Here is an 11,471-nt window from a genome sequence, read left to right on the forward strand (position 1 = left end):
GGCCTGCCTAGGCGCCGGCCACGCCGGAGTTGGCCACAAGTGCCTCCGCGGCACCGCCGAGCCCGGCCTGTGACCAGTCGAGCCATTGCACGCGCGGGTCCGCCCGGAACCAGGTGATCTGTCGGCGGGCAAACTGCCGCGTTGCCACGATGGTTTCCTCGCTGGCCCGGGCCACGGTGGATTCGCCGTCCAGCACGCGCAGGAACTGTTCGTAGCCCAGGGCCTTGCGTGCCGTGCGCCCCTCCCGCAGTCCTTCCGGGATGAGCGAGGCCACCTCGTCCATGAGCCCGGCATCGACCATGCCGTGCACGCGGGCGGCCAACCGCCCGTGAAGTTCGGCCCGGTCGCCGTTGAGGCCGATCTGGATGGTCGGCACGACGTATTGGCGCTCGGGCATGAAGGAGCTGAAGGGCCGGCCCGTGAGCTCAAAGACCTCCAGGGCGCGCACCACGCGCTTGGCGTCCCCAATGCGTTCGGCCGACACCGGGTCCACGTCCTGCAGCCGGGCCATGAGGACGGGCAATCCCCTGAGTTCGAGTTCGTGTTCCAGGGCAGCACGCACCGCCGGGTCCGTGCCGGGGAACTCGAGGACATCGATGGCGGCCCTGTTGTAGAGCCCGGAGCCGCCCACCAGGATGGGCAGCCTTCCGCGGGAGCGAATGTCCGCGATGGCGGTCCGTGCCATGTGCTGGAACGCCGCAACAGTGGTGTCCTCCCGGACGCCCAGGAAGTCCATGAGGTGGTGCGGGATGCCCCTGCGTTCGGCTTCGGGCAGCTTGGCCGTGCCAATGTCCATGCCGCGGTAGAACTGCATGGAGTCGGCGTTGACGGCCTCGCCGCCGAACCGTTCGGCCAGTTGCAGAGCAAGCTCCGACTTGCCGGAACCGGTGGGGCCCACGATCGCCACGAGGGGCAGGGACGAAGAGCCTTCGCTCACGTGGTGCGGACCGGCAGCGAGGGCATGCCCAGGCTCACGCTGGGCCGCACGCCGTCGGACGTGCCGCTGGCAACGGGCACGCCGCAGGACTCGGCCTGCGCCAGGTCCCAGGCGTCCCCGGCACGGGAGCGTCGCAGCCTGTAGTCGGCCGGGGTGGGGTCCGCCACGAGGTGGAAGGCCGCGGCCTCGGTGATGGTGACGGTGACCAGGTCGCCGGGGCGCGGCGCTTCGGCGCCGTCGGGGACGCTGAAGTGGACCAGGCGCTGGTCCTGGGCGCGGCCGGACAGGCGGTTCGTTTCGGTGGCCTTGCGTCCGGAGTCCGCCGTGACCATGACCTCGACCTCGCGGCCCACCTGCTTGGCGTTCTCCTCGGCGGCGATCCGGTCCTGCAGCGCGGTCAGGCGCAGGAAGCGCTCCTGGACCACTTCCTTGGGCAGCTGGTCCGGGAGGTCCGCCGCGGGGGTGCCGGGGCGCTTGGAGTACTGGAAGGTGAACGCGGTGGCGAAACGGGACTTTTCGACCACGTCCAGCGTTGCCGCGAAGTCCTCCTCGGTCTCGCCGGGGAAGCCCACGATGATGTCGGTGGAGATGGCGGCGTGCGGCATCTGCTCGCGGACCTTGTCAAGGATGCCCAGGAACTTGGCGGAGCGGTAGGAGCGGCGCATGTCCTTGAGGACCTTGTCGGAGCCGGACTGCAGCGGCATGTGCAGCTGGGGCATGACATTGGGGGTTTCGGCCATGGCGGCGATGACGTCGTCGGTGAAGGCAGCCGGGTGCGGGCTCGTGAAGCGGACGCGTTCCAGGCCCTGGATCTGCCCGCAGGCGCGCAGCAGCTTGCCAAAGGCCAGGCGGTCGCCGAACTCGACACCGTAGGAGTTCACGTTCTGTCCCAGCAGCGTGACCTCGATGGCCCCGTCGTCCACGAGGGCCTGGATTTCGGCGAGGATTTCACCGGGTCGGCGGTCGCGTTCCTTGCCGCGCAGGGAGGGCACGATGCAGAAGGTGCAGGTGTTGTTGCAGCCCACGGAGATGGAGACCCAGCCCGAGTACACGGAGTCGCGCTTGGTGGGCAGCGTGGAGGGGAACACGTCAAGGGATTCCAGGATTTCCAGCTGGGCGTCCGCGTTGTGGCGGGCGCGCTCCAACAGCACGGGCAGGGCGCCGACATTGTGGGTGCCAAAGACCACGTCCACCCAGGGGGCGCGCTTCTGGATCGTGTCACGGTCCTTTTGCGCCAGGCACCCGCCCACGGCAATCTGCATGCCGGGGTTGGACTCCTTGACGTGCGCCAGCATGCCCAGGTTGCCGTAGAGCTTGTTGTCGGCGTTCTCGCGGACGGCGCAGGTGTTGAAGACCACCACGTCGGGGCTGGGCCCCACGGGCTGGCCGTGGCCGTCAAGCTCGCCCGTGCCGCCGGCGTCATCGAAGGCGACCAGGCCCGCTGTCTCCAGAAGACCGGCCATGCGCTCGGAGTCGTGGACGTTCATCTGGCAGCCGTAGGTGCGCACCTGGTAGGTGCGCGCGGCGCCGGACGCACCTTTCGCGGGGGTGCCGGCTGCGGAGGTGCTGGATGCTGGTGCGGACGTATCAACGCTGTCTTGGATCAGGCTCACCGAACCAGCTTAAGACCTGCGGCGGCGGAACGGCTAAACCACCCGCCGGCATTGACGGTGCGGTTCTCAGTACCAGCCGACGGACTGCGAGTGGCCCCAGGCGCCGCAGGGCGAACCGTAGCGGTATTTGATGTAGCCCAGGCCCCATTCGATCTGGGTGCGGTAGTTGGTGAGCCAATCGGAGCCTGCGGAGGCGTACTTTCCGGGCGGCAGGGACTGGGCAATGCCGTAGGCGCCGCTGGAGGGATTGGTGGCATTGGTGCGCCAGTTGGATTCACGCTCCCACAGCATGTTCAGGCAGGAGAACTCCGAGGGTGCCCAGCCATAGGCGCCGAGCCTGCCCTGGGCGTAGGCCTTGGCGCCGGCGGGATCGTTTACGGCACCGCCGGGGATGTTGGGCAGGAGCACGTCCACGGGAATGTAGCCGTCGCCGGGGTTGGGGTCCACGGGGGCCGGGCCGGGGTTGGGGTTGCCCGGGTTGGGGTTGCCAGGGTTGGGGATGCCCGGATTCGGGGCAGGCGCCGGCGCCTGCTGCTGCTGTTCGGCGGCCCGGCGGGCGGCCTCCTCGGCGGCCTTGCGCTTGGCCTCCTGCGCCTGGTTGTAGGCAGCCAGGGCTTCCTGGCCCTGGCGGAATTGGGCCTCAACGGCCACTGTGGTGTTGTTCAGGGAGGCAAGCTGCGCGGTGAGCGTGGCACCCTGGGCCTTCTTCGCTTCAAGCTGCGCCGTGACGGCGGCCTGGGCGGCCACGGCCGCGTCGCTGGCGGCCTTGGCCTCGGCGGTCAATTCCGCCTGCGCCTGCTGGGCCTTGGCGCGGGTCTTTTCCAGGGCTGCCGACGCGGCCTGCGCCTCACTGGCCCTGGCCTGCTTGACGGCGGCCTGCTCGCCCACCTGGTGCATCATGTCCACGCCGTTGAGGTTCTCCGGCGATTCCAGCGCGGCGATGGCCGCAAACAATCCCAGGCCGGCCCCGCCTGTCTTGTAGCTTTGCACGGCGACAGCCACGGCGTCCTTCTTGTACTGTGCCGCTTCGCCGGCGGCCTGCCGGCTCTGGGCGTTCAGGAGCTGGACCTCGGCCGTGGCGGCGTCGAGCCTGCGCTGGGTCAGGGCCAGGCTGGCACCGGCCTTGACGGCTGACGCGCCGAGCTCGCCGGCCTTGTCCTCAAGAGAGTCCAGCAGGCCGTTGATGTTGGCAACCTCCGCGGCGGTGGCGGCCGCGTTGCCCTTGGCCGCTTCGACGTCGGCCCAGCTGGGAAAGCCCGACGGCGGACCCTCCTCCGCGGCGGCCGGCAGGGCGGCGATGCCGGAGGCGAGCAAAAAACCGGCCGTCACTGCGACGGCCAGGAAGTGGCGGATAGGGCTGCTGTGCTTGCTCATATGCCGCCAGCTTAGCGGTTTGTTGGCGATTGTGCGCCGTTTCGGCAGCCTGGCACGGCACAATGGCCGCATCAATCGCCGAGGCTCTCCTCGATGACCTCCCCCACAATGTGGAAGGAGATGGAGGGGTTGAAGCCCTTGCGGGCCAGCATGGCAACCCAGCGGCGCGTGTACTTGTCACGTTCGGCGCGGTCCCCCAGGTCCATGCCGGGGCGCAGCTTGCGTCGGACGAGGTCGCGGGCCTGGCTGCGCTCGGTGTCCTCGTCAACCTGCTCCAGGGCCTCCTCGGCAAGCTCGGGGTCGATGCCTTTTTCGGCGAGCTCGCGCCGCAGTGCGCCCCTTGCCAGGGACTTGTACGTGGACCGGCTGCGCACCCATTCCCGGGCGAATTCGGCGTCGTCAATGAGCTTGACTTCCTCGAAGCGGTCCAGCACGGCCGACGCCACATCCTCGGGGATGTGGCGCTCGGCCAGCTTCTGCGCCAGCTGGTGCCGGCTCTTGGCCGAGTTGGTCAGCTGGCGCAGCAGGATGGTCCTGGCCACCGCCGCCGGGTTGGCGTCGGGGTCCAGCTCCGGAGCGGGGCGTCGGGTGTTCATGCAGCGCCCTAGAAGCCGTCGACGGCCTTGAGCTTGGGAGCTTCCTCGGCCGCGGGCTCGGCGATGACGCCGACGCCAAGCTTTGCCTTGATGAGGCGTTCGAGTTCCTCGGTCAGCTCGGGGTTGTCCTTGAGGAAGCGGCGGGAGTTCTCCATGCCCTGGCCCAGCTGGTCGCCGTCGTAGGTGTACCAGGAACCGGACTTGCGGATGATGCCGTGCTCCACGCCCATGTCGATGATTCCGCCTTCACGCGAAATGCCCTGGCCGTAGATAATGTCGAACTCGGCGATCTTGAAGGGCGGGGCCATCTTGTTCTTGACGATCTTGGCCTTGGTGCGGTTGCCGACGGCGTCGGCACCTTCCTTCAGGGTCTGGATGCGGCGGACGTCGATGCGGATGGAGGCGTAGAACTTCAGCGCCTTGCCACCGGTGGTGGTTTCCGGGCTGCCGAAGAACACACCGATCTTCTCACGCAGCTGGTTGATGAAGATGGCTGTGGTCTTGGTCTGGCTCAGGCGTCCGGTGATCTTTCGCAGCGCCTGGCTCATGAGGCGCGCCTGCAGGCCCACGTGGCTGTCGCCCATGTCGCCTTCGATTTCCGCGCGGGGCACCAGTGCAGCCACGGAGTCAATGACCACCACGTCGATGGAGCCGGAGCCCACCAGCATGTCCATGATTTCCAGGGCCTGCTCGCCGGTGTCCGGCTGGGAGACCAGGAGGGCGTCCACGTCGACACCCAGCTTGGCGGCGTATTCGGGGTCCAGGGCATGCTCGGCGTCGATGAACGCGGCAATGCCGCCGTTCTTCTGCGCGTTGGCCACCGCGTGCAGTGCCACCGTGGTCTTACCGGAGGATTCCGGTCCATAGATCTCAACAACACGGCCGCGGGGCAGTCCGCCAATGCCCAGGGCCACATCCAGGGCGATGGAGCCGGTGGGGATCACTTCAATGGGCGCCCTGACGTCGTCGCCCAGGCGCATGACGGAGCCCTTGCCAAACTGCTTGTCAATCTGGGCCAGTGCTGCTGCCAGCGCTTTTTCACGGTCTGCGGGAGCGGCCATGATTCACCTCGGTCTTTCATTGAGTGCCGTTTCCGGCCCGCACTGCTGTGCGGTTGGCACTGCGGCGGTTGCTTGTTCAGTTGCAATGCCCCCGCCATGTGGACTTGGGCATTCTTTGCGTGCGTGCCGGTGGCCCGGCGTGCTGCTGGTGGAATGGGCCCGCGGGCTTCTTCCGATATTCAAACGCTAGTTCAAGGGTCTGACATTGTCGCCGTCTTCCACGCCCAGGGTGAAAAACTGTGGAGAACTTTCTTCTGCAGTCCACAGGCGCCACTGATATCAAGTGTAGCGCTCATCGAATAGATATTCGAACATGGACCGCCGGGGCGTCGGCGTGTCGCGGCCGCTGCGTGGGTCAGTTTTTGGGGGCGATGTCCCGGCCCAGCCACCTGGCCTGCGGGACGTCCTGGACGCGGCACACCTCCAGCCAGATCTCGCGCGGCTCAAAGCCTGCGCGCAGGGCCTCGCTGGCGGTGTTGCCGCCCACGCCGCCCAGCACCAGGTCCCGGGCCAGGACCCGGGAGTAGGAGGGGCTGAATTCGTCATCCATCAATCGCCAAAATTCGCTTACACGCACCCTGCCATTCTCGCACGGCCAGGGGCCCGCGGCAGGCACGGCGGCGGCTGCATGAGCCTAGAATTGTGGCATGAGAACTATTGCCGCGGAACAGCCGCCGGCCAGTGACGAAAAGCTCGCCGCCATTGAGGTCCTGGATGTCCAGCTGAGCCTGCTCTGGCGCCGCGCCCGCGCCATCAACCACCAGCTGACCCGCAGCGTGCACCCCGACATTGAGCCGGCCGCCTACGGGCTGCTGTCGGCTCTGCTCAACCAGGGTGCCATGCGCCTGACCGAGCTGGCCCGGCACATTGGGGTGGGCAAGCCTTCGGTGAGCCGGCAGATCACGTTGCTGGCCAGCCTGGGCCTGGTGCTGCGCACCACCGACCCCCGGGATGGCCGCGCCCAGCTCATTGACCTGACGGATGCCGGGCGCGAGAAGATGCGCTCGGTGCACCAGGGCCGGCAGCGCGCCTTCCATGAGCGCCTGGAGAACTGGGACGAGTCCGAGCTCACCTCCCTGGCCACACTGCTGGCCAAGCTGAACTCCGACTACGTGCGCTGAGCTGCCGGGCAGCCCCGGGCACAGAAAAGGACCCCGTCAAACTTGACGGGGTCCTTCAACAGCCTGTTGGGCCGCCAACACACGTGGCGGCCGGATCGGTGAAGCCTAGAATGCGTTGGACATGAGTCCCTTGCTCAATTCATCGGAGAGTTCCTCATTGAGGTCGCGGCCATAGCGTGCCGAGAATTCCTGGGGAACAGTGTCCGGGACAGCCACGCCTTCGGCAATGGCCAGACGGTCGCTCACTTCACGGAGCATGAGCGACAGCGGCACGTCCAGTGCGGAGCAGATGGAAGAAAGCAACTCTGAGGACGCTTCCTTCTGCCCACGCTCCACCTCGCTCAGGTAGCCCAGCGAGACGCGTGCATTGTGCGAAACTTCACGGAGAGTGCGGCCTTGACGTTGACGCACATCCCGCAGAACATCACCAATTTCGTGACGAAGCACCACCATTTTGCGCTCCTTCTGCTGCTGCGGTTGGACGTCTGCCAAACCCACATCCCGCCAGCGCACCACGCCGTTTACGGATACGGGTTGTTTCACCATCGGTATCGCCTTACTCCTCGTTCTATCACTGCGTTTCCTTGAATGGGCCGCCGCCCGGGATTCTCCCGAAAGCCGCCCTGCCCGCCCAGTGATTTCATCCTAGAGGGGATGTGACCACTTTGCGTTCACTATGACTAACTATCTGCTCACAATTTTTGTTCCCCGGCTGCCTTGACAACTTGTTCCAGCAGGGAAATGGCCTCCTGGGTGGCCTGCAGGCGGATCATTTCCCGGTCTCCGGCAAAGTGGTATTCATAGGGCTGGGCCTCCCCGTCGAGGGCAACCCCAATGTAGACGTGCCCCACATCCTTGCCCTGGTGGGGCTCCGGCCCGGCAACGCCCGTGGTGGAAATGCCCACCCTTGCACCGGCCGCCCGGCAGGCACCCAGGGCCATGGCGCAGGCCACGTCCGGGTCCACGGCGCCGCGGGAATCCAGGAGATCGGCGGGAACCCCCAGCAGCTGGGCCTTGACGGAGTTCTGGTAGGCGACCACACCGCCCTGCAGCATGCCCGAGGCGCCCGGGGCCCGGGCCAGTTCCGCGGCAACCATGCCGGCGGTGAGCGATTCGGCCGTGGCCACCGTGATGCCGGCAGCCACCGCCGCGGCAACGAGGGCTGACAACTGGGCCTCTTCCGCCATGCTAGCGGCCTGCCGTGCGCCCGGCCCGGCCGGAGTTGCGCAGCGCCATGGCCTTGACCACGTAGTCCACGCCTGTCACAACCGTGACGGCCAGGGCCGCCAGCATGATGACCAGGGCCACGACCGAGAGCCACGGCACGGCAGGGGTGACGGGCAGCAGGTAGACAAAGATGGCCACTGTCTGCAGCACTGTCTTGAGCTTGCCGCCCTTGGAGGCGGCCATGACGCCGTAGCGGATCACCACAAACCGCAGCAGGGTGATGCCGATCTCGCGCACCAGCATCAAGATGGTGACCCACCACCACAGCTCCCCCACCGCGGAGAGCATGATGAGGGCCGAGCCGATCAGCAGCTTGTCGGCAATGGGGTCGGCAATCTTGCCGAAGCTCGTGATGAGCCCGCGCGCCCGGGCGATGTCGCCGTCGAGCTTGTCGGTGTAGATGGCCACCACGAACAGGGCCACGGCCACCCAGCGCAGCGGGCCATAGGCGCCGCCGTCGGCCAGGAAGGCCCAGATGAAGAATGGCACCAGCACGATCCGCAAAAGCGTCAGGGCGTTGGGCAGGTTCCAGTTCGAAGGGCGCGGCGCCACCGATTCATTCACAGTGCAAGGCTATCTGCAAAGTGGCCCGCGGCGGCATTCCCGGCCCAGCCGCCTAGCGTCCGGTCAGCGACCATGCGTCCTCGCCGTCCTCGTCGTCGCCGCCGTCGGCACCGTCGTGGTACTCCACTGCCTGCGGGCGGTTGGCCAGGTCCTCGGCCACCAGGTCCCCGCCCCAGCCGTGGTTGGCGTTCGCGTTCTCGGCCAGCGCCTCGGTCATGGGGTCAATGGGGGAAGGTGCGACGGCGGCTCCACCCACCGCCGGGCCGTCGCCACGGATCGCGGCGAGGGTTTCGGCGAGGTCGTCGGGCTTGACCAGCACATCGCGGGCCTTGGAGCCCTCCGAGGGGCCCACCACGCCTCGGGATTCGAGCAGGTCCATGAGCCGGCCCGCCTTGGCGAAGCCAACGCGCAGCTTGCGCTGGAGCATGGAGGTTGAACCGAACTGCGTGGTGACCACCAGCTCGGTGGCCTGCAGCAGCAGCTCCAGGTCGTCACCAATGTCGTCCTCGATGACCTTCTTGGGCGCCTCGGCGGCCACGTCATCGCGGTACGTGGCCTGCAGCTGGCCCTTGACGTGGTCCACGACGGCCTTGATCTCGGCCTCGGTGACCCAGGCGCCCTGGACACGCACGGGCTTGGACTTGCCCATGGGCAGGAACAGTGCGTCACCCTGGCCCAGCAGCTTCTCAGCCCCCGGCTGGTCCAGGACCACGCGGGAGTCGGTGACGGAGGAGGTGGCGAAGGCCATGCGGGAGGGCACGTTGGCCTTGATCAGGCCCGTCACCACGTCCACGGAGGGGCGCTGGGTGGCCAGCACCAGGTGGATGCCGGCCGCACGGGCCAGCTGGGTGATGCGCACGATGGAATCTTCCACATCGCGCGGGGCCACCATCATCAGGTCTGCAAGCTCGTCCACGATCACCAGCAGGTACGGGTAGGGCTTGACCACGCGCTTGGAATCGACAGGCGGGTGCACATTGCCGGCCTTGACTGCCTTGTTGAACTCGTCAATGTGCTTGAAGCCGAAGTTGGCCAGGTCGTCGTAGCGGGTGTCCATTTCCCGGACCACCCACTGCAGCGCCTCGGCGGCCTTCTTCGGGTTCGTGATGATGGGGGTGATCAGGTGCGGCACGCCCTCGTACGCCGTCAACTCCACGCGCTTGGGGTCCACCATGACCATGCGGACCTCGTCGGGTGTGGCCCGCATGAGGATCGAGACAATCATGGAGTTCACGAACGAGGACTTTCCGGCACCCGTGGCACCGGCCACGAGCAGGTGGGGCATCTTGGCCAGGTTGGCCACAACGAAGCCGCCCTCGACGTCCTTGCCAACACCCATGACCATGGGGTGCTCGGTGCGGCGGGCGTTGGCGGAGCGCAGCACGTCGCCCAGGACAACAATTTCCTTGTCCGCATTGGGGATCTCGATGCCGATGGCGCTCTTGCCCGGGATGGGGCTGAGGATACGCACATCCGAGGAGGCAACGGCGTAGGAGATGTTCTTGCTCAGGGCCGTGACACGCTCAACCTTGGTGCCCGGTGCCAGCTCAATCTCGTAGCGGGTCACGGTGGGGCCGCGGCTGAAGCCGGTCACGGCGGCGTCCACGTTGAACTGGTTCAGTGTGTCGGTCAGGGCCGCAACCACTGTGTCGTTGGCGGCCGTGGCGTCCTTGCCGGGAGGGCCCGCGGGCAGGAAGTCGGATTCCGGCAGCGTGTAGGTGACGTCGCCCGAGAGCTGGAGCTGCTCGGAGCGTGCGGGGATGGGTGCCGGGGGCGCCAGCGGCGGGGCCGGGATCGACTGTGCCACGGCGGAGTCGAGGTCGTACACGCCGGCACCGGCCACGTTGGCCGTGACAATACCGATCGCCTCGGTGGCCGGTTCGCCGTCCTGGCCGTCAAACACGTCCGAGGACGTGGGCAGGCCCTGGCGGGCCTTGATCTTGTCCGCGGCCAGCTGGTCGCGGGTGGGCCGGCGGACGCCCGGGCGCAGGGAAGGCGCGGCCAACGGCGGCGCCTCGTTGCCGTCGTCGTCCAACTCGATGAGCGGGGTGGCGAAAGCCTCGGTGCCCAGCACGTCCTCGTACTCGGCCTCCTCGCGGGCCGCCTTCTGGCGGGCCCGCAGGCTGCGCGACTTCTTCTTGGCGGGGGCTTCGTCCCCGCCGTAGAGGTAGCTCTGGTCGTGGCCGTCACCGGTGGCGGCATCCGCGCCCGCGCCGGGCGTGCCCATGAGCTTGTCGTAGATGCCGCGCAGGCGGTCGGGGATGTGGCGCACGGGGGTGTTGGAGAGGACCAGGACGCTGGCGAAGGCGACCACTGAGAAGAACACCATGGCTGTCACGGAACCGAGCTTGGCCACGAGGCCCCCGGCGAGGGCACCCACCATGCCGCCGGCTGCGCTGAGCCCGGCGAAACCGTTGGAAATGTCGGGGTTGCCGGCGGCCACGTGGGCCAGGGCGCAACCGGCCACTGTCATGATGGCGAAGCCCAGGGCCACGCGGTTGTTGACGGGCATGTTGCCGGGTTGGCGGAACACCAGCACGGAGAAGACCAGGAACATGGGCGGCAGCAGTGCGGCAAACCAGCCAAAGGTGCCTTGGAAGACGCCCTGCACGGCGTCGGCCACGGGGCCGCTGAGCCCCCACCATTCAAATGTTGCAATGACCAGGGCCAGGACGAAGAACAGCAGCCCGGCGCCGTCTCGGCGTTCCTCGGCGGGCATGTGGCTCTTGTCGGTGCCCATGCGCCGCACGGCCCCGCCCACGAGATGGCCCAGGCCCTGCCAGAATCCGACGGCCAGGCGCACGGGCCACACGCGGTGGACCTCCACGGGTGCGGGGGTTTTGCTGCGGGGCACCGGCATCTTCGTGGTCTTGGGTGCGCGTGAAGACGCGCCACCCTTCTGACCGGAGGACGGACGGGCGGGGGAAGAACGAGTCGCCATGCCTCCACGTTACCGCCAGTGGCGCGCAACCATGCGG

General features: G+C 67.6%; 11 protein-coding genes. 1 reads left to right on the plus strand and 10 read right to left on the minus strand.

Features of this window, described 5'->3' with window-relative positions; all coding sequences use genetic code 11:
* Positions 1–7: 7 nt before the first annotated feature.
* The 6 genes from miaA to PCK14_RS14140 form a co-directional block, all read right to left on the minus strand.
* Positions 8–937, minus strand: a complete 930-nt coding sequence (miaA, locus tag PCK14_RS14115) for a tRNA (adenosine(37)-N6)-dimethylallyltransferase MiaA (protein WP_269939139.1) — start codon at positions 935–937, stop codon at positions 8–10.
* On the minus strand, positions 934–2,424 hold the full coding sequence (gene miaB / locus PCK14_RS14120; RefSeq protein ID WP_442864733.1) for a tRNA (N6-isopentenyl adenosine(37)-C2)-methylthiotransferase MiaB: 1,491 nt from the start codon (positions 2,422–2,424) through the stop codon (positions 934–936). The genes miaA and miaB overlap by 4 nt, the downstream gene beginning before the upstream one ends.
* 192 nt (positions 2,425–2,616) lie before the next feature.
* The gene (locus PCK14_RS14125) at positions 2,617–3,924 is read right to left on the minus strand and encodes a lytic transglycosylase domain-containing protein (protein WP_269939140.1); all 1,308 of its coding nucleotides are present in this window, start codon (positions 3,922–3,924) and stop codon (positions 2,617–2,619) included.
* Positions 3,925–3,995: 71 nt separating this feature from the next.
* Entirely contained in the window at positions 3,996–4,520 is a 525-nt protein-coding gene (locus tag PCK14_RS14130; RefSeq protein WP_269939141.1) for a regulatory protein RecX, read from the minus strand.
* Positions 4,521–4,528: 8 nt separating this feature from the next.
* Positions 4,529–5,581 (minus strand): recombinase RecA, encoded by a 1,053-nt coding sequence (gene recA / locus PCK14_RS14135; RefSeq protein ID WP_269939142.1) that lies wholly within the window; start codon positions 5,579–5,581, stop codon positions 4,529–4,531.
* 355 nt (positions 5,582–5,936) lie between these two features.
* Positions 5,937–6,158, minus strand: coding sequence for a DUF3046 domain-containing protein (locus PCK14_RS14140; RefSeq protein WP_269939143.1), 222 nt, complete (start codon positions 6,156–6,158; stop codon positions 5,937–5,939).
* 70 nt (positions 6,159–6,228) lie between these two features.
* Between PCK14_RS14140 and PCK14_RS14145 the strand changes: the two genes are divergently transcribed.
* Positions 6,229–6,702, plus strand: coding sequence for a MarR family winged helix-turn-helix transcriptional regulator (locus PCK14_RS14145; protein WP_269939144.1), 474 nt, complete (start codon positions 6,229–6,231; stop codon positions 6,700–6,702).
* Between the two features lie 105 nt (positions 6,703–6,807).
* On the opposite strand, the gene PCK14_RS14150 is transcribed toward PCK14_RS14145, so the two are convergent.
* The 4 genes from PCK14_RS14150 to PCK14_RS14165 form a co-directional block, all read right to left on the minus strand.
* The gene (locus PCK14_RS14150; RefSeq protein WP_269939145.1) at positions 6,808–7,248 is read right to left on the minus strand and encodes a helix-turn-helix domain-containing protein; all 441 of its coding nucleotides are present in this window, start codon (positions 7,246–7,248) and stop codon (positions 6,808–6,810) included.
* Positions 7,249–7,394: 146 nt separating this feature from the next.
* Complete coding sequence (locus tag PCK14_RS14155; RefSeq protein ID WP_269939146.1) at positions 7,395–7,889, minus strand: CinA family protein; 495 nt, start codon at positions 7,887–7,889, stop codon at positions 7,395–7,397.
* A gap of 1 nt (position 7,890) precedes the next feature.
* Entirely contained in the window at positions 7,891–8,493 is a 603-nt protein-coding gene (pgsA, locus tag PCK14_RS14160) for a CDP-diacylglycerol--glycerol-3-phosphate 3-phosphatidyltransferase (protein ID WP_269939147.1), read from the minus strand.
* Between the two features lie 52 nt (positions 8,494–8,545).
* Positions 8,546–11,434 carry an FtsK/SpoIIIE family DNA translocase gene (locus PCK14_RS14165; protein ID WP_269939148.1) on the minus strand — a complete coding sequence of 963 codons (2,889 nt, stop codon included), beginning with the start codon at positions 11,432–11,434 and terminating at the stop codon, positions 8,546–8,548.
* Positions 11,435–11,471 lie beyond the last annotated feature (37 nt).

Origin of the sequence: Arthrobacter sp. HY1533, from assembly GCF_027568515.1 — a bacterium.
Lineage (GTDB): Bacteria > Actinomycetota > Actinomycetes > Actinomycetales > Micrococcaceae > Specibacter.